Here is an 18,375-nt window from a genome sequence, read left to right as displayed (position 1 = left end):
GCGTGCGGCGCATGACGGCCGTGCGAGCGCTGAGTATAGTCACAAAAATGGCGGGGAAATTCCAGCCTTATGTGACGCCGATACCGAGGGTGCTGCGGGGCGGCTTCGACGCGATGATCCAAGGGCCGGTTGCGCCTACAACGGCGATGAGCTTCTGAGTGTTCGACATGGTTGTTCTCCAGGGCGTATTTTGTTAGGGCGGTGCTACCGCACGCAGCGAGCGCGGCGGTCTCTTTCTCTTTCTTCGCCGCAGCGCTGACCAACTTCTTGCCGCCGCACAGTCCGGCCGGCCGTGCTCTTCGTAGCGGAATTCGATGCGTCGCATCGATTCACTGAACTCATCCAAAATCCCTCCGCGTTCAGGCATCGGCAAGCGCCGCTATCCCCCCGAAAGTCGTGCCCCATCGGCCTTCCGGCCCGCTGATGGCCGCGTATCCGTGCAGACCCCTAGCCGGGAAAAGCTTGACACCTAAATTATGTGCAAATAATCTGAATTCAGAATGTTGAATTTAGTTCGAAATCCCGGCGGGTGATCTCATGGAGGATCACCCCGTCAAACTGGAAAGGACTAGCCGTGCCAGACGCATTGCAGGCTGCGCGCATCGTGAAGCCGACGATCTCAGCGCTTGAGGATTCACCCATCATCGACGTGTGGCGGCTCGGGATCGACCGCCCGGACGTGATCGGCTTGTGGGCCGGGGAGAGCGACTTGCCGACTCCCGCGTTCATTTGCGAGGCCGCCAGTGCCGCGCTTGCGCAAGGCAAGACGTTCTACTCGCAAAACCGCGGCATTCCCCCGCTGCGCCAGGCCATTCGTGACTATTACGCGCGTCTGTGCGGCGTCGGGATCGATGACGCCCGCATTTCCGCGACATCGTCGGGTATGAATGCGGTGATGCTGGTCGCGCAGGCGATTGTCGGCGCAGGCGATAACGTCGTTTGCATCACACCCTCGTGGCCGAACATCTTGCGTGCGATTTCGATCCTCGGCGGTGAGGTGCGCGAAGTGCCTCTCGGCCACGACGAAAGCGGTTGGTCGCTCGATCTGGAACAGGTGTTTGCGGCCTGCGACGGCCGTACCCGTGCCGTTTATTTCGCGTCGCCCGGCAATCCGACCGGTTGGATGATGGAGCGCGAGGAGCAGCAGCGCCTGCTCGACTTTGCGCGGCAGCGCGGCATTGCACTGATCGCCGACGAGGTCTATCAGCGCATTGTCTACGACCGTGCCTACGCGCCTTCAATGGTTGAAATCGCGCAAGCCGACGACCCCGTCTTTGTCGTCAACAGCTTTTCAAAGGCCTGGGCGATGACGGGCTGGCGCATGGGTTGGATGATTTTCCCCGAAAGCATGACGGCGGACTTCGAGAAACTGATCCAGTTCAATACGAGCGGCGGCCAGGTCTTCACGCAGGAAGCCGCCGCACTCGCGCTGACCGAGGGCGAGCCGTTCGTGAAGTCGTTCGTCGAGCGGTGCAGGCGCGGACGTCAGATCGTGCTCGACCGTTTCGCCCGGATGCCCGGCGTGCGGGTCGTGCCTAATCTCGCATCGTTCTATTTGATGTTCGAGATCGAAGGCGTAACGGACACGCTCGAATTCTGCAAGCGGGCGGTGCTCGAAGCCGGCGTCGGCCTCGCACCCGGCATTGCTTTTGGCGCTGAATCGGCGCAGCAGATCCGGCTTTGCTATGCGCGCAGCGATGCCAGCCTGAGCGAAGCCATGGACCGTCTCGCGCCGTTCATCGCACGCGTCGCCCAACCCGTCATACAGACCGGTTAGCGGTTCTCGCCGCTTTTCCCTCTGACTCGCATCGATCGCAGGCGCCATCCGCCCGCGAGGGTGCAACACGCATGCAGTTTGACCGTATCGGGGATTCCAGATGACAGACACTGCCAACGTCCGACCATCGCAAGCGACGCTCGATTGCCTGAGTCAGCTGATCGGTTTCGACACCACAAGCCGCAATTCCAATCTCGTGTTGATCGAATGGGCTGCCAACCGCCTCGAGTCGGCCGGCGCGACGCTGCGCTACGACTACAACGTTGAGCGTTCGAAAGCGAATCTGTTCGCCACCTTCGGCAATGGGCCGGGCGGCGTTGTGCTGTCGGGTCACACGGATGTTGTACCGGTGGATGGTCAGGCGTGGACCAGCGACCCGTTCACGGCACAGATTCGCGATGGCCGCGTGTATGGCCGCGGCGCGTGCGACATGAAAGCGTTTATCGGTGTCGTGCTGGCGCAGGCCCAGCGCCTTGGCGCAGCAAAGCTGCGCGAGCCGCTGCACGTCGCGCTGAGCTATGACGAGGAAGTGGGTTGTCTCGGCGTGCCCGGTCTGATCGCGGCGATGAAAGACGCGGGACTGACGCCGTCGGGCTGCATCGTCGGCGAACCGACGGACATGCGCGTGATCGCCGCCCACAAGGGCGGGCGCATCTACCGTTGCCACGTGCGGGGCTGTGCGGCGCATTCGTCGCTGACGCCGAAGGGGTTGAACGCGATCGAATACGCGTCGCGGATCATCTCGCGCATCCAGGATCTCGCGGACGAAGAAGAGGCGCACGGCGAGCGCGTCGAGGGTTTCGACGTGCCGTTCTCGACCATCTCGACCAACACGATCGAAGGCGGTAACGGCCGCAACATCATTCCCGCCGACTGCGAGTTTTACTTTGAGTACCGCTTCCTGCCGGGTGTCTCGCCGGACCGTTTCATCGACGCGCTCAAACAGTATGTCGACGCTGCCGTGCTGCCCAGAATGCGTGCCCGCAACGGCTTGGCCGAGGTTTCTTTCGAATGCGTCGGCAATATTCCCGCGCTCGACGCGAGCGAATCGGATGAGATTCACCGTCTTGCCATGGCGCTCCTCGGTGACGCGAACGGTCGCGGCGGCAAGGTGGCCTACGGCACCGAAGCGTCGTTTTTTCAGAACGCGGGAGTGCCGGGAATCGTGTGCGGACCGGGTTCGATCGATCAGGCGCACAAGGCCGACGAATACGTGTCACTCGATCAGCTTTACCAGTGCGAGCGTTTCATCGGCCGCCTGATCGAGCGGGTGAGCCTGGTCTGAAAGCCGTCGCGATACCTTCGTTTTCGCCTTGACGCCGTCGTTCCCTGAGTCGTTCCATTTCGCGCCACACGACAAGCATTCATGCCAACCGCCCATTCTTCACTGCCGATGCCCGACACGATTGAAACCGCACGCGACGCCGATCTGTTTCGCAAGGTGACGTGGCGGTTGATGCCGATTCTCTTCATCAGCTACATCGTCGCGTATATCGATCGCGTCAACATCGGCTTCGCGAAGCTGCAGATGCTCGACGATCTGCATTTCAGCGCGGCGGTCTACGGCTTCGGATCGGGCGTGTTTTTCGTCGGTTTCCTGCTGTTCGAGGTGCCGAGCAATCTGATCCTGTACCGCGTGGGTGCCCGCGTATGGATTGCACGAATCATGGTCACGTGGGGCGTGATTTCGATGCTGACGCTGTTCGTGAAGACACCGGCGGCGTTCTACACGATGCGATTTCTACTGGGCGCGGCCGAGGCGGGATTTCTGCCTGGGGTGGTCTATTACCTGACCCAGTGGTATCCGAAACACCGGCACGGCCGCGTGATCTCGCTGTTGATCACGGCGGCGGCGGCCGGAGGTGTGGTCGTCGGTCCGCTGTCGGGCTGGATGATGGATGTGTTCACCGACGTCGGCTCGCTGCGTAACTGGCAATGGTTGTTCCTCCTGCAAGGGATTCCCGCGCTGATCGTCGGAGCCGCGGTATTTCTCGGACTCGCGGATTCGCCGCGCAAGGCGAAATGGTTGAGCGAAGCCGAACGGGAGCGCCTCCTCACGATCGTCGAAGCGGATCGCAGCGGTACACATCAGCGTGCCCGCATTCGGGACGCATTCGGCGAAAGCAAGGTCTGGCTGCTCGGCTCCGTGCTCATCGCATTGAATCTCGGTATCTATGCGGTGGTGTTCTGGACGCCGACGATTATCAAGGCCGCCGGCTTTGTGCATTATCGGACCATCGGCCTGATTTCCGCGATTCCCTATCTCGCCTCCGGCGTGGCGATGCTTTTGCTTGGACGCAGTTCCGATCGCTTTGGCGAACGACGCTGGCATATCGCCGGCGCCTGCATCGTCGGCGCGGTGGGACTCGTTTTCAGCGTGATATTCGCCGGCCGGCCGTTCTTCTCGATCGCGGGCATCGTGCTCGCCACCGCGGCCTTCATTGGTGCGACGCCGCTGGTGTGGGCACTCGCCTCGAACTTCATGAAAGACCGCGCCGCGGCCGCCGGCTTCGCGCTGATGAATGCGCTCGCGGCACTCGGCGGTCTGTTTGGCCCCTATCTGATGGGGCTGGCGCAGGACCTCACCGGCAACACGGCGGTATCGATGCTTGGTGTGGCCGCCTGCGCGGTGGCGGGCAGCCTCATCGTGTTGCTTCTGCCTACGCCGCGTCGCCTCGCGGACGAGCAGGCGCCACGCTTTAACCCGGACGCAGGCGGCTCGCGTCAGGTCACGGATCACAGCAGGACGCAGTAAGACGTTTCGTTTTGAAAAAGCAACCGGTTCGCCCGCCGACGCGGTGATGTTGCGCGTCTCCTTCAATTCGCCTGACGCATTCGTCTCACCCCTAACCTGATCGCGATCGATGAAACCGACGCCTAAAAATATTGCTGCCTCTACGCTCTTCGCCGGCTGCTGTGCCGGCATGTCGATGGCCGCACACGCGCAAAGCACAGTCACGCTGTACGGCATCCTCGATGCCGGGATCACATGGGCCAGCAACGAGGGCGGCCACTCCGTGCCGTTTCTCGACACCGGCGTCATGCAGGGTAACCGCCTCGGCTTCAAAGGCGTTGAAGACCTGGGCGGGGGCATGAAGGCCATCTTCGACCTCGAGAACGGCTACCAGTTGCAGAACGGCAAACTGGGGCAGGGCGGTGCGCTGTTCGGCCGCCAGGCGTGGGTTGGATTGTCCGGCGACCGCTGGGGCGTGCTGACCGCTGGGCATCAGTACGACTTCATGTGCGACACACTGGAGACCTACTACACGCCGACATGGTCGGCGGGCGGCTACGCGAACAATCCGCTCGATAACGACCGGATGAGCGGACAGCGCGTCGACAACTCAGTCAAGTACATGTCGCCCGATCTCGCCGGCTTCAAGTTAGGGGCGATGTACGGCTTCTCCAACCTTGCCGGCAACATCAACGGCAATGGGCGGACCTACAGTTTCACGGGTGTCTATGCGCGCGGCAACTTCAGCGCGGGCGCGGCCTATACGGAGATCAGCGGCACCACGCTCGATATCTCGCCGCTGGTGGGATCGGCGACGCCGGTCAACGTCGGCGGCAGCAAGCTGAGGACCTGGGGCGCGGGCGCGGACTATCAGTTCTCGCAGGTGACGGTCTATGGCGTGTATTCGCAGGCGCAGTACGAGTCGGCGAACGGACTGCCCTCCGCGATGTTCCGCAATTACCAGGGCGGTTTCAATTACACGCATAACGTCGCGCAGATCTACGGCATCGGCTATGGGCTCACCACCCTGGGTGCGAACAGGTATCACCAGTTGAATCTGACCTTCGATTATTTGCTGTCGAAGCGCACCGACGTGTACGTGCAGTCGATCATCATGCACGCGACCGGCGAATCCGCAACCGCTGCAATTATCAGCATTCCTGCATCGTCGAACGGCAATCAGGTGTTGCTGCGCCTCGGTATGCGCCACAAGTTCTGAGCGACTCCACGGCGCTCAGACCTCTACCGCGACACATCACACACACGTACTCACTCATGCAATCGAATGCAAATCAATCGCCGGGTAGTCACGACGGCTGGCTCATGTACCACTCGGTCGGTCTGTTTCCCGGTCAGGAAACGGCGGTGCGCGACGCGCTGGCGCAGTTCGCCTCGAGCTGGTGCGCACCCGGTCTCAAGCGCTGGGACGAAGGGCTCGCCGCACGGCAACGCGTGCTCGACGACTGGGCACGCCTTGTCAACGCCGATACGCGCAACGTGTTTGCCGCTGAAAACGTCACCGAGGCATTCGGGAAGTTTGTCGCGGCGCTCGGCACGCGGTTGACAGGCCGCAAGGTGCTGATCGCCGCCGATTGCTTTCCGAGTCTGCATTTCCTGCTGTCGGGCCTGGCCGGCACGTTCGGGTTCACGCTCGAAACCGTGCCGCTTGCAAGCGGTGCCTCGTGGGTCACGGACGACGCGTTCATTGATGCATGGCGTGACGATGTCGCACTCGCCATCATCACGTGGGTCACGTCGACCGCGTCAAAGCGCGCGGATCTTGACCGGCTCGTTGCACACGGCCGCAAGCAGGGCAGCCTGATCGCCGTCGATATCACGCAAGGCGCGGGCATTCTCGATTTCGACGTGATCAGGCCGGCGGTCGATTTCGTCGCGACAACCACGCTGAAATGGTTGTGCGGAGCGCCTGGTACCGGCCTCGGTTATGTGTGTCCCGCGTTGCTCGACAGTGGTCTCGCACCGCAGATGACCGGCTGGTTCAGTCAACCGGATCCGTTCAATTGGGATATCGCACGCTTTTCGCTGGCGGCGGAAGCCCGCCGGTTCGATACCGGCACGCCGTCATTCCTGCCGTTCGTGGCGTCCGCGCCGGGTCTTGCGTGGCGCCTGTCCAGCGCGGCCGATGGACTGCGCGAGCGCAACCTGCGCCTGTGCCGCGCCGTGATCGACGTGCTCGACGCCAAGGGTTACGCGTTGCATTCGCCACGCGCCGACGCGGCACGCGGCGGCAGCGTGATGGCGACACTGCCCGCGCATATCGACCCGCAAGCACTGGAAGCCAGTCTCGTCGAGAGCGGCGTTGTGGTCGATACGCGAGGCCGCGTGATGCGCTTTTCGCCGGGTGTGCTGACGCACGATTCGATCGCGAGCCGGCTCGCCGCACTTTTGCCTGACTGATCCGCGCGTTCCTGTCGACGCGCTCTGCACGCGTTTTGCACCAGTTATTGGGAGTCTTCAGATGGAAGTCACACCCGCAACAAACCGGGAAGCCGGCCTCGAAAAAGCGCTGAGCCAGCGGCAGATCACCATGATCGGCATTGGCGGTGCGATCGGCACCGGGCTCTTCATGGGCAGCGGTATTGCCATCGGGTATGCCGGCCCCGCTGTGCTGATCAGCTATGCCATTGCCGCGCTGGTAGCGGTCATCATGGTGTTCAGTCTCGCCGAAATGGCTGTTGCCCATCCGTCGGCGGGATCGTTCGGCACCTATGCCGAGATGTATCTGAACCCGTGGGCCGGGTTCGTCGTGCGTTACACGTACTGGGTGATCGAAGTCGTCGCGGTGGGCGGCGAGGCGCTCGCGGTCGGCATCTACATGGGCTTCTGGTTTCCCGGCATACCGGTGTGGTGGTGGTCGCTCGCCTTCGGCGCGGTGTTGGTGTACGTGAACTGCCGCTCGGTGAACAACTTCGGTTCGTTCGAGTACTGGTTCGCGCTGATCAAGGTCGTCGCGATCATCGCGTTCATCGTGTTCGGTCTTGCGGCGATTTTTGGTTTTGGCGGCCTGGGAATGTTCGGGGCGGGCGTGCATACGGAGCCGGTGGGGATGCATAACCTGACCGGGCTGCCGGGCGGCTTCATGCCGCATGGTTTCAGCGGCGTCTGGATGGGCGTACTGATGGCAATCTTCTCGTTCTACGGCGTTGAAGTGGTCGCGGTGACATCGGGCGAGGCACGCGATCCGCAGAAGGCAATCCCGCACGCATTGCGTTCGATGGTGCTGCGTCTCACGCTGTTCTATCTCCTCGCGCTCGGCATCATGATTACCTATCTGCCGTGGACGGAAGCCGGCGCGAAGATCGTTCAGCAAAGCCCGTTCGTCAGGTTGTTCGAACACGCGGGTGTGCGCCATGCCGCCGGGCTGATGAACTTTGTCGTCGTCACCGCGGCGCTGTCCAGCATGAACACGAACCTGTACCTGTCGTCGCGGATGATGTTCTCGCTGGCCCGTGGCGGTTTCGCACCCCGCTGGCTGGGGAAGCTGACGGCAAGAGGCACGCCGCTCGCCGCGACGCTGGTTTCCGGACTCGGTGTACTGGTGGCCGCGCTCATCTCGTTCCTGAGTCCGCTGGCGTACAACTATCTGTTCGGCATCGCGTTGTTCGGCGGGATCATGGTGTGGATCGTCATCCTCGTGACGCACTTGCAGTTCCGGCGCGCGTGGCGCGGCCGCAAGCTGCCGGTGCGCATGCCGTTCTTTCCGTATGCGCAGATTCTCGGCATTGGCTTGCTGGCTGCCATCCTGATCACGATGGGGCTCGATACCAGCTTCTGGAACATCTCGTGGATCGTCGGCGTGCCGTGGCTGCTGCTGGTGTCGCTTGTGTACTTCCTGTTCCGCAAGCGGCTTGCCGGGCTTTCCGCCGTCTCGACTTGAGCCGGATACCGTACATGCAGTACTGGACGAGCGCTTTGCATTATCTACGCGCACAGGCCGCGCAGCGCAACAAGGTCGTATTCGATGACCGCGCCGCGTTGACCCGCGCGCTGCATTCGCCGGTGCGGCACGCGCTACGTGAACATTCGCTGCATGCACCGTCGCTGAGTGGCAACAGCACCCACTATCCGATGACAAGCCGGTCGCTCCAGTTGCCGTTACAGCCGGTCAAAGACAGGGAGACAACGTGAGCCTGATTACCAATCCGATGCGCGGATCCAACCCCTTCAAGGTGGGTGTTTTCTCAGCCAATGCCGACGGTGGCTTAAGTTTTACGACTGTTCCCGAACGCTGGCGCGCTGGCTGGGACGACGTGCAGCGCGCGGCGCAAATCGCTGACCAGGGCGGGCTCGACTTCTTCCTGCCGATCGCCCGCTGGCGAGGTTTCGGCGGCGCGACGGACGTGCGCCAGTGGTCGTTCGAAACCTTCACGTTTGCTGCCGCGCTGGCCGCGGTGACACAACGGATCGCGCTGTTCATGACGGTTCACGTTCCGCTCGTGCATCCGCTGTATGCGGCCAAAGCGCTGGCGACCGTCGATCACATCAGCCATGGGCGTGCCGGGCTGAACATCGTCTGCGGCTGGAATCCCGACGAATTCGCGATGTTCGGCATGCAACTGAATCCCGAAGGCTACGCGCAGGCCGCCGAATGGACGGAGATCCTTCAGCGGCTCTATACGTCGGCGGAACCGTTCGATTTCGATGGCCGCTTCTATCAACTGAAGGAGGCCATTTCACGACCTGTAGCGGTGCAGACGCCGCGTCCGGTGACGATGAATGCAGCGTTCGGAGCGCCGGGGCGCGATTTCGCCGCACGGCATTGCGATTGTCTGTTCACGACGTTCTCCGAACTCGACGCGGGGCGTCAGCACATCGACGATATCCGTCAGCGCGCGCACGCGGTGCAACGCGACGTTCTGGTCTACACGGTAGGGCACGTGGTGTGCCGCGAAACCGAAGCGGAAGCGCGCGCCTATTACGACCATTATTCGCGCGATCACGCGGACGAAGCCGCGCTCGATTACCACATGCGCCAGAAGAAAGGCTTTAGTCAGAGCCACGACGACGCAGCCTATCGCCTGTACCGGCAGCGCTTCGCCGCGGGCACGGGCACCTTCCCGCTGGTCGGCACGCCGCAACAGATTGTCGATACGCTGGTGCAGATGCATCAGGCCGGCTTTGCCGGTGCGGCGCTCTCGTTTGTGAATTATGTCGAAGAACTGCCGTTCTTCTGCGAGCGCGTCGTGCCATTGATGCGTGAAGCCGGCCTGCGCGTCGATTGAGGATACGAAAGATGAACCCGACCTCCGAAGCGTTCCTTTCCACCGACCTGCCGCTCGCCGAAGCGTTTCGCGGCGGAATGCGCCGTCTCGCCTCCGGTGTGTGCGTGGTGGCCGCACGCAGTACGCACGGCATACCGCTGGGCGTCACTTGTCTATCGCGACGGGGAATTTCATCCGCTCCCCGCCGCACAAGCTGAAGGTAACGCATCTACTGCTTGACTAACGCGTCCCTTCACCATAATCTGAATTCAGAATTCGTAAATTAGAAAAAGGAATCATTGTGGCCCAGTCCGACGACAAGGTTGTCAAACTTCCGCGGCGAACCGCACTCAAGCCGACCACGCTAAGCGAAAGCATTTATCAGGAAGTGCGCGGACGCCTGCAACGTGGCGAGATCGGTACTGAAGAGCGCGTGCTCGACTACGAAATCGCCGCGGAATTCGACTGCACCCGCATGCCGGTTCGTCAGGCGCTGTTGCGGCTCGCGAACGAAGGCTATCTGGTCGGTACAACGCGTGGCTTTGTGGTGCCGACCATCACAAGCGACGACATTCACGAGATTTTCGAAGTGCGCCGGCTGCTCGAACCGGCTGCGGCGGCAAGCGCGGCGGCGGTGCTGACGGACAAGCAGGAAGCCGAGCTCAAGAAGGCGTATCAGAAGGCGCGCCGCGCGTACGACAAGCAGGACGTCGACCAGATGATTTCGGCCAACGTCGAGTTTCGTGCCACGTGGCTCGAGGCAGTCCAGAACGCGCGCCTGCGTTTCACCATCCTGCGCTTCGTCGATCACGCGCAGCAGGTCCGCCTCGGCACGCTCAACAACCGTTCAACGCAGAAGATCGTAATCGACGGCATGCGGGCGTTGCTCGAAGCGTTTGTCGAACGCGACCCGAAGCTGATCAAGGTGGCGATGCTCGAATTCATGCTGAACGCCGAACAACAGTATTTCGCATTGCTCAACGGTGAAAAAGCGGACGAATGACCGCAGGTAACACTTCAAAGCTAAAGGTGCCGCTGGCGCCGAACTTCAGAACCAAAGCAGGAGACAGTGTGCACGACACCCCGATTCTTTCGATGCTGCATGACAAACAACCGATCGACCTCATCTGGCTTGCGCTAGGCAGTCCGGCAATCGCGGAAATCGCCGCACAGGCGCGGCCAGGTGCAATCGTGATCGACATGCAGCACGGCTTGTGGGACCGTGCATCGCTTGAAGCGGCGGTGGGGATCGTGCGCAACAGTACGCGCGTCATCGTGCGCTGCGCCGACGACTCGCCGACTTCGATCGCACAGGCGCTCGATTCCGGCGCGCATTCGGTCCTGATTCCCTTGATCGAAAGCGGGCGCGCCGCGGCGGATGCCGCGTCGGCGAGCCGCTATCCGCCGGAGGGTACCCGCTCCGCGGGCGGTGTGCGTCCCCTGCTGCGTGGCGTCGAGACACTGCTCGAAGCCAACCGTGAAGTGGCGGTCGGCGTGATGATCGAAACCGTCGCGGGTGTCGAACATGCAAGCGCGATTGCGCGGACGAAGGGCGTGGACTACATATTTATCGGCACGGGAGACCTCGCCATGTCGCGCGGCGCGACCCTGCCTGCCGACATTGAACGCGATTGTGAACAGGTCCGACGGGCCGCGCTGGAAAGCGGCCTGCCGTGCGGCATTTTTACGTCCAGCGCCGCGGATGCCGCCATGCGGCTCGAAGCCGGCTACGCGCTGGCGGTGGTAGCGAACGATATCGAGCTGGTCAGACGCGGTGTGGTCGATGCGCGCGCCGCTTTGAAGACCCGCACCGTGTAACGAAGCAGACAGTGGTAGGGATTTGCGGCGACGCGTCATGCGTGCGCTGCGGCCTGAACACGTCCATCCTTTGGTCTGGAGTCACGATGACTGCACGCAGCACTGCTCTCGCGTCCGCGCCGACGCTCGAGTACGGAGTCGAGCAGGCGCTGTTCGCCAGGATCGCGTGGCGCCTGATGCCATTTCTGTTCTCCTGCTATCTGATCGCGCAGATCGACCGGATGAACGTGAGCTTTGCCAAACTCGACATGCTGCAGGACCTGGGCTTTTCGGAAACGGTGTACGGCCTCGGCGCGGGCATCTTCTTCGCGGGCTATGTGCTGTTCGAAGTGCCGAGCAACATGATGCTCAAGCGTTTCGGCGCGCATCGATGGATCGGGCGCATCATGATTTCGTGGGGACTGCTGTCGGCCGCCACACTGTTCGTCACCACGCCCACGCAGTTCTACATCATGCGTTTCCTGCTCGGTGTGGCGGAAGCAGGGTTCTTTCCAGGCATCATTTTCTATCTGACGCAGTGGTTTACCACGCGCTATCGCACGCGGATGACCGCGATCTTCATGACCGCGATCGCGGTGGCGGGGCTCCTCGTCGGTCCTGCGTCGGGGTTGATTCTGCACAGTCTGCCGGGATGGCTCGGTTTGCATGGCTGGCAGTGGCTGTTTCTGATCGAGGGCGTGCCCGCAGTCGCACTCGGCGTTGCTTCGCTCTTCTATCTCGACGCCACACCACAGCAGGCGAAATGGCTGAGCGCCGAGGAGAAGCTCGCCCTCAGCGAAGCACTCGCCGCTGAGCAAACCGGTGCGGCGGATTCGCGGCTCGCCGACGTGTTCCGTTCGCCGCGCGTCTGGCTGCTCAGCGCGATCTACGGCTGCTACGGTATGTCGTTCTTCGGTTTTGTATTCTGGTTACCGACTATCGTCAAATCGGCGGGTGTCGATAACCCGTTGCAGATCGGGTTGTTGACCGCCATACCGTGGTCCATCGCCGTACTCGCGATGATGCGGATCGCCAGTTACGTGGACCGTCATCGCAACACGCGGCCTGTGCTGATCGTACTCGCCGTGCTCGCCGCGTTCGCGTGGGCGTTGAGTCCGCTCGTGCTGCACAACGTCGTACTGTCGATGCTCGTGCTGACTCTGGCGATGTTCGGTTTGATGGCCTCGTTGCCGGTGTTCTGGAATTTGCCGACCACACTGTTTCGCGGCTCGGCGGCCGCGGCGGCGATCGCGATGATCACCTCGCTCGGCAATCTGCCGGGATTCTTTTCGCCCTATATCGTCGGCTGGATCAAGCAGACCACGGGTTCGATGAACCTCGCGATGGTGTTGTTCGCCGCCGTCACCCTGCTTGGCGCGGTCCTGCTCGCCGTGCTGCGCGACGACCCTCGCGAGTCGGCTCAACCTCAGCCTCCCACCGGACACGCCTGACGATCATGACCCAGCCTACCCATGAAGACGCGGCATCGCCAGTTGACGTCATTAGCGAATTGATCGCGCAGCTTGGCGCCGATGTCGTGACGCTGCCAGACGCATTCGGCAGCCGCAGTTTCGCGGACTGGAGCGGTGTGCCGAGCGCGCTGCCCCGTGCGCTGATCCGTCCACGCAGCACCGCCGAAGTAGCGCGTGCGATGGCGATCTGCCAGCGGCACCGGCAACCCGTCGTCACCCAGGGGGGGCTGACCGGGCTGGCGGGCGGCGCCTGTCTGTGCGGCGGGGAAGTGGCGCTGAGTCTCGAACGCATGAACACGATCGAGTCGCTCGATACCGTGTCGGGCACGATGACGGTTCAGACCGGCACGCTGCTGCAAACCGTCCAGGAGGCTGCGCTGGCGGCGGGATGGTTCTTCCCGCTGGATCTCGGTGCGCGAGGCAGTTGTACGATCGGCGGCAATCTGGCGACGAACGCGGGCGGCAATCGCGTGATCCGCTACGGGATGATGCGCGACCAGGTGCTCGCCGTCGAAGCAGTGTGTGCCGACGGCGCCGTGATCGGCGAGTTGCAGCCGATGATCAAGAACAACAGCGGCTACGACATCAAAAACCTGCTGATCGGCAGCGAAGGGACGCTTGCCGTGATGACCCGGGCAGTGCTGCGCTTGCGGCCCCGTCCGCGTTCGGTGGCAACGGCGTGGTGCGGACTCGCCGACTACGCAGCGGTGACGCGGTTGCTGACGGTGGCCCAGGCGGAACTGCCGGCCGGTGTATCGGCCTTCGAAGTGATGTGGCCAGGCTACTACGATTTCGTGCTCGACAGGTTGCCCGCGCTGCGCGCGCCACTGGAGGAGCGTCACGCATTCTACGTGCTGCTCGAAAGCACGGGGGGCGACGCAGCGCGGCATGCGGAGGACTTCGAGAACGTTCTTGCGCGTCTGCTCGAAGACGGCACTGTGGCCAACGCCGCGATTGCGTCGAACGAGCGCGATGCGCTGGCGTTCTGGGCGATCCGCGACGCACCGGGCGAGTACCCCAAGCTGATTCCCGGTATGGTGGCGTTCGATATCAGCTTCTCGATCGCACAGATCGGCGAGGTCGCGCAGCGTTGCGAGGCGGCGCTGAAAACGCGCTGGCCGGACTGCGTCGCGCTGGTCTACGGCCACCTCGGTGACGGCAATCTGCACGTGGTCGTGCATCGTCCGGATATCTCGAAGGAAACGGCACGGGAAATCGAAACGCTCGTCTATGACCTCACACGCGAATACAACGGTTCGGTGTCCGCCGAGCACGGGATCGGGCTGAAGAAGCGTGACGTACTCGGCCATACGCGCAAGCCTGAGCATGTCAGATCGATGCGCGTCATCAAGGCCGCGCTCGACCCCTGCAACATTCTGAATCCGCACAAACTGTTCAAACCGGACTGAGCGGTACCGAACGACGCAATATGAACGGGGCAACGGCTCGCAGCAGGCCAGCATGTGTGCCGCTCCCGGTACGCTCATCGCACAGGAAAGCATCGACATGGCTGAAAGATCGTTTAAGGCGGAAGTAGAGAAACTGCGTACGCCGGCAGGCGAGGAGTTTCGCGGTGAAGGCATTCTGGGCGTCACCAAGGCATTGCTGCAATCGGGCGTGTCGTACGTGGCGGGTTATCAGGGTGCGCCGATTTCGCATCTGATGGACGTGCTCGCCGACGCGAACGATATTCTCGAAGAGCTCGGCGTGCACTTCGAGAGCAGCGCGAGCGAGGCGACGGCCGCGGCGACGCTGGCGGCTTCCGTCAACTATCCGCTACGCGGCGCGGTCACGTTCAAGGCGACCGTTGGCACCAACGTGGCCTCCGACGCGCTCGCCAATCTCGCCTCGGGCGGCGTGACGGGCGGCGCGCTGATCATTGTCGGCGAGGATTACGGTGAGGGCTCCAGCATCATGCAGGAACGCTCGCACGCCTTCGCCATGAAGTCGCAGATCTGGCTGCTCGACCCGCGCCCGAATCTGCCTTCGATCGTCCATGCCGTCGAGAAGAGTTTCGAACTGTCCGAAGCGAGCAATACGCCGGTCATGCTGCAGATGCGGATCCGCGCGTGCCATGTGCATGGGCGCTTCATCGCGAAGGAGAATGTCCGGCCGGCATTCACGCTCAAGGATGCGATCGAGAACCCGGTGCGCGATGTCAGCCGGATCGTTCTGCCGCCCGCGAGTTTTCTTCACGAAGAAGAAAAGATCCAGCACCGCTGGCCGGCCGCGATCGATTTCATCAAACGTGAAAAGCTGAATGAATTCTTCGGCAGTGAGCAAGGCGATATCGGCATCGTTACGCAAGGCGGCATGTACAACACGCTGATGCGCGCGCTGCAACTGCTCGGGCTCGCGGACATTCACGGCAATACCGATGTGCCGCTCTATGTGATGAATGTCGCGTACCCGCTTGTCGACGACGAGGTTCGTGGCTTCTGCGAGAACAAACGCGCGGTGCTGATGATCGAGGAAGGGCAACCGGAGTTCGTCGAGCAGTCCGTCAGCCTGATCCTAAGACAGGCGGATATTGGCGCGCGGCTGCACGGCAAGGACATGCTGCCGCGCGCCGGCGAATACACGCCAGTTGCCGTGATGAAGGGGCTGTTGAAATTCTTCGAACGCTATTGGCCTGACTGGAATGGCCGGGCGGGTCTGTCCGAGGGCGTGCTCGCGGCTATCGCGCCGCATCGGCCGGTGTCCGTACCGGTTCGCGTCGCAACGGCCGGCGACGAGGCGGCGGTAGCGCCGCCTGTTGCCGCAGTCGCTGAGCCCGCGCCTGAATTGCATCCAAGACCGCCGTCGTTCTGCACCGGCTGTCCGGAGCGCCCGATCTTCACCGCGATGAAACTGGTGGAGCGCGAACTCGGACCGCACCATGTCAGTTGCGACATTGGCTGCCATCTGTTCTCGATCCTGCCGCCGTTCAATCTCGGCGCGACGACCATGGGTTACGGACTCGGCTGGGCCGGTTCCGCGGCGTTCAATACCCGCGAAACGCAGCGCCGCACGATCAGCATGATGGGCGACGGCGGCTTCTGGCATAACGGGCTGACGAGCGGTGTCGGCAATGCGGTGTTCAACAAGAACAATAACGTGCTGGTGATCGTCGATAACGGCTACTCTGCCGCGACAGGTGGTCAGGACATTCTGTCGTCGCGTGCAGCCAATGCGATTCGTGCGACTAATAATCCGATCGAAACGGCAGTGCGCGGTGTTGGCGTGAAGTGGGTCAAGACGATCACGCATACCTATAACGTCGCGCAGATGCGTGACACGTTGCGTGATGCACTCACCACGCCCGAGACGGGGCCGAAGGTCATCATCGCGCAATCCGAATGCATGCTGAACCGGCAGCGCCGCGTCAAACCGCTGGTGAAGAAGCTGGCAAGCGAAGGCAAACGGGTCGTGCGCGAGCGTTTCGGCGTGGATGCCGATACCTGTACGGGCGATCATTCGTGTATCCGTCTGTCGGGCTGTCCGTCGCTGACGGTGGCGGACAATCCCGATCCGCTGCGGCGCGAACCGGTGGCCGCTGTGCTGAACAGTTGCGTGGGCTGTGGGCTGTGTGGCGAGGTTTCGCATGCGGCTGTGCTGTGCCCGTCTTTCTATCGCGCGGAAGTCATTACGAACCCCGGCCGGTGGGACAGGTTATCGACGCGTCTAGCGGGCGCGGTGATCGGCTGGTTGCAAAAGCGCGTGGCCGCGCGGGAGATCCGCTATGTCTGAGCGTCCGATCGGCATTGCGATTCTGGCGATGGGCGGCGAGGGCGGTGGCGTGCTCGCCGACTGGATCGTCGATCTGGCAGAACATGAAGGTTATCCGGCGCAGACCACGTCGGTGCCCGGCGTCGCGCAGCGTACCGGTGCGACGATCTACTACGTCGAATTTCATCCTCACGCAGTCGATGTTCACGACCGCGTGCACGAACCGATCCTCTCGCTGGTGCCGACGCCGGGTGACGTCGACATTGTGCTGGCATCCGAGTTGATGGAGATGGGCCGTGCGATCCAGCGCGGTCTCGTCACGCCGGACAGAACCACGTTGATCGCTTCCACTCACCGCGTGTATTCGATGACGGAGAAGACGTCGATGAGCGACGGCCGCGTCGATCCCCGGCCATTTGTCGCGCAGGCGGAGAAAGCGGCGAAGCATTTCGTACACGCCGATTTCGCGCAGATTGCCGAGCATAACGGGAGCGTTATCAGTGCGGCTTTGTTCGGCGCGCTGGCAGGCGCCAACGCGCTGCCGTTTTCACGCGAACAGTTCGAAGCCGCGATCAAACGGGCGGGCGTCGGCGTGCAAAGCAGTCTCAACGCCTTTGCGGCGGGCTTCGAAACGGCGGTGAGGTCGAACGGCGATACGGCTCAGCCCAAGGCCAGGATATCGAGCGATGCCACTCCGGCACGGGGAAGTCAGCCATTCGATATCGGCGCGACGAACCATCCGGAGATTGTCACGCTCGATCGACGCATACAAAGCGAGTTTCCCACTGAAATCGCGGACATTCTGCACCGCGCGGTGCGCCGCCTCGCGGACTATCAGGACGTGAGTTACGCACACGACTATCTCGACCGGCTGAAGCCGCTGCGCGCGGTAGACGACGCCGCCACCTATGCAGTAAGGGGCGACGCCTTGCTGCTTGCCGAAGCAGCGCGCCATCTCGCACTCTGGATGTCATACGAAGACACGGTACGCGTCGCCGAACTGAAAATCCGTGCCACCCGTTTCGCCCGAGTGCGAGATGAGGTCAAAGCCGCGCCCGGACAACTGCTGCACATCAACGAATTTCTCCACCCTCGCCTCGAGGAAATCGCTGATACGTTGCCTGCCGCGCTGGGCCGCTGGCTGCTGAAACCGGGCGCGCTGCGTTCAATGGTCGAGCGCATGACGTCGCGCGGACGCATTGTGCGGACCACCTCGTTGCGCGGCTTTCTGATGCTGTACGGCGTGGCATCGCTACGTGGCATGCGGCGCCGCTCGTTGCGCTACCAACGCGAGCACGCGGAAATCGACGCGTGGCTGGCACGCACGCTTCGCTACGCGATCCACGATTACCCGCTGGCGCTTGAAATTGCACGCAGTCAGCGTCTCGTGAAGGGCTACGGCGATACGCACGCCCGGGGCATGCGTAACTACAGGAAGATCGAAGCCGTCATGCCGCTCGTCGCCCAGACCGTCGCGCCTGCTGCTCGTCTGAAAGCGCTATGCGAAGCGGCATTGGCGGACGAAGAGGGTACGCGTCTCGACACGCTTCTCGATGATCTGCGGCGCAGCGAGGGTGAATCGAATACGCACACGGGCCAGGAAAGCGCGAATGTCGCTTCGGCCACTTTGAGCTCCGCCACACATTGACAGCTTGCACAACTGGT

15 protein-coding genes are annotated in these 18,375 nt (G+C 62.5%); all 15 read left to right on the top strand.

Going from position 1 to position 18,375, the window contains the following annotated elements:
- Window positions 1–574 precede the first annotated feature (574 nt).
- The 15 genes from PQR40_RS13470 (at window position 575) to PQR40_RS13400 (ending at window position 18,358) form a co-directional block, all read left to right on the top strand.
- On the top strand, window positions 575–1,777 hold the full coding sequence (locus tag PQR40_RS13470; protein ID WP_408509164.1) for a pyridoxal phosphate-dependent aminotransferase: 1,203 nt from the start codon (window positions 575–577) through the stop codon (window positions 1,775–1,777).
- A gap of 100 nt (window positions 1,778–1,877) precedes the next feature.
- Window positions 1,878–3,062, top strand: a complete 1,185-nt coding sequence (gene argE / locus PQR40_RS13465; RefSeq protein WP_408509163.1) for an acetylornithine deacetylase — start codon at window positions 1,878–1,880, stop codon at window positions 3,060–3,062.
- Window positions 3,063–3,143: 81 nt separating this feature from the next.
- Complete coding sequence (locus tag PQR40_RS13460; RefSeq protein WP_408509162.1) at window positions 3,144–4,532, top strand: MFS transporter; 1,389 nt, start codon at window positions 3,144–3,146, stop codon at window positions 4,530–4,532.
- Between the two features lie 109 nt (window positions 4,533–4,641).
- Window positions 4,642–5,730 carry a porin gene (locus PQR40_RS13455; RefSeq protein ID WP_408336150.1) on the top strand — a complete coding sequence of 363 codons (1,089 nt, stop codon included), beginning with the start codon at window positions 4,642–4,644 and terminating at the stop codon, window positions 5,728–5,730.
- 56 nt (window positions 5,731–5,786) lie between these two features.
- A complete protein-coding gene (locus PQR40_RS13450; RefSeq protein ID WP_408509161.1) occupies window positions 5,787–6,929 on the top strand; it encodes an aminotransferase class V-fold PLP-dependent enzyme in 1,143 nt (380 codons plus the stop codon).
- A 61-nt stretch (window positions 6,930–6,990) separates the two neighbouring features.
- A complete protein-coding gene (locus PQR40_RS13445; protein ID WP_408229365.1) occupies window positions 6,991–8,409 on the top strand; it encodes an amino acid permease in 1,419 nt (472 codons plus the stop codon).
- 14 nt (window positions 8,410–8,423) lie between these two features.
- Window positions 8,424–8,660 (top strand): hypothetical protein, encoded by a 237-nt coding sequence (locus PQR40_RS13440; RefSeq protein ID WP_408509160.1) that lies wholly within the window; start codon window positions 8,424–8,426, stop codon window positions 8,658–8,660.
- Window positions 8,657–9,754, top strand: coding sequence for an LLM class flavin-dependent oxidoreductase (locus PQR40_RS13435; RefSeq protein ID WP_408509159.1), 1,098 nt, complete (start codon window positions 8,657–8,659; stop codon window positions 9,752–9,754). Before PQR40_RS13440 ends, PQR40_RS13435 begins: the two co-directional genes overlap by 4 nt.
- A gap of 11 nt (window positions 9,755–9,765) precedes the next feature.
- The gene (locus PQR40_RS13430; RefSeq protein ID WP_408336165.1) at window positions 9,766–9,951 is read left to right on the top strand and encodes a hypothetical protein; all 186 of its coding nucleotides are present in this window, start codon (window positions 9,766–9,768) and stop codon (window positions 9,949–9,951) included.
- Window positions 9,952–10,034: 83 nt separating this feature from the next.
- Window positions 10,035–10,736: a GntR family transcriptional regulator gene (locus tag PQR40_RS13425; RefSeq protein WP_408229353.1), complete on the top strand. Its 702-nt coding sequence runs from the start codon at window positions 10,035–10,037 to the stop codon at window positions 10,734–10,736.
- Window positions 10,737–10,804: 68 nt separating this feature from the next.
- Window positions 10,805–11,551 (top strand): HpcH/HpaI aldolase family protein, encoded by a 747-nt coding sequence (locus PQR40_RS13420; protein WP_408509158.1) that lies wholly within the window; start codon window positions 10,805–10,807, stop codon window positions 11,549–11,551.
- A gap of 86 nt (window positions 11,552–11,637) precedes the next feature.
- A complete protein-coding gene (locus PQR40_RS13415) occupies window positions 11,638–12,981 on the top strand; it encodes an MFS transporter (protein ID WP_408509157.1) in 1,344 nt (447 codons plus the stop codon).
- 5 nt (window positions 12,982–12,986) lie between these two features.
- Complete coding sequence (locus PQR40_RS13410; protein ID WP_408229344.1) at window positions 12,987–14,411, top strand: FAD-binding oxidoreductase; 1,425 nt, start codon at window positions 12,987–12,989, stop codon at window positions 14,409–14,411.
- Between the two features lie 97 nt (window positions 14,412–14,508).
- The gene (locus tag PQR40_RS13405) at window positions 14,509–16,731 is read left to right on the top strand and encodes a thiamine pyrophosphate-dependent enzyme (protein WP_408509156.1); all 2,223 of its coding nucleotides are present in this window, start codon (window positions 14,509–14,511) and stop codon (window positions 16,729–16,731) included.
- Entirely contained in the window at window positions 16,724–18,358 is a 1,635-nt protein-coding gene (locus PQR40_RS13400) for an indolepyruvate oxidoreductase subunit beta family protein (protein ID WP_408509155.1), read from the top strand. Before PQR40_RS13405 ends, PQR40_RS13400 begins: the two co-directional genes overlap by 8 nt.
- The last annotated feature ends 17 nt before the right edge of the window (window positions 18,359–18,375 follow it).

The organism is Paraburkholderia sediminicola (assembly GCF_046026855.1).
Taxonomy (GTDB): domain Bacteria; phylum Pseudomonadota; class Gammaproteobacteria; order Burkholderiales; family Burkholderiaceae; genus Paraburkholderia; species Paraburkholderia sediminicola_A.
This window is presented reverse-complemented; position numbering and strand designations above follow the sequence as displayed.

Excerpts from the sequence above, each read along its gene's own strand:
- PQR40_RS13440 (WP_408509160.1), top strand. The coding sequence starts at position 8,424 with ATGCAGTACTGGACGAGCGCTTTGCATTATCTACGCGCACAGGCCGCG.
- PQR40_RS13445 (WP_408229365.1), top strand. The coding sequence starts at position 6,991 with ATGGAAGTCACACCCGCAACAAACCGGGAAGCCGGCCTCGAAAAAGCG.
- PQR40_RS13460 (WP_408509162.1), top strand. The coding sequence starts at position 3,144 with ATGCCAACCGCCCATTCTTCACTGCCGATGCCCGACACGATTGAAACC.
- PQR40_RS13415 (WP_408509157.1), top strand. The coding sequence starts at position 11,638 with ATGACTGCACGCAGCACTGCTCTCGCGTCCGCGCCGACGCTCGAGTAC.
- PQR40_RS13405 (WP_408509156.1), top strand. The coding sequence starts at position 14,509 with ATGGCTGAAAGATCGTTTAAGGCGGAAGTAGAGAAACTGCGTACGCCG.
- PQR40_RS13450 (WP_408509161.1), top strand. The coding sequence starts at position 5,787 with ATGCAATCGAATGCAAATCAATCGCCGGGTAGTCACGACGGCTGGCTC.
- argE (WP_408509163.1), top strand. The coding sequence starts at position 1,878 with ATGACAGACACTGCCAACGTCCGACCATCGCAAGCGACGCTCGATTGC.
- PQR40_RS13410 (WP_408229344.1), top strand. The coding sequence starts at position 12,987 with ATGACCCAGCCTACCCATGAAGACGCGGCATCGCCAGTTGACGTCATT.
- PQR40_RS13455 (WP_408336150.1), top strand. The coding sequence starts at position 4,642 with ATGAAACCGACGCCTAAAAATATTGCTGCCTCTACGCTCTTCGCCGGC.
- PQR40_RS13400 (WP_408509155.1), top strand. The coding sequence starts at position 16,724 with ATGTCTGAGCGTCCGATCGGCATTGCGATTCTGGCGATGGGCGGCGAG.
- PQR40_RS13430 (WP_408336165.1), top strand. The coding sequence starts at position 9,766 with ATGAACCCGACCTCCGAAGCGTTCCTTTCCACCGACCTGCCGCTCGCC.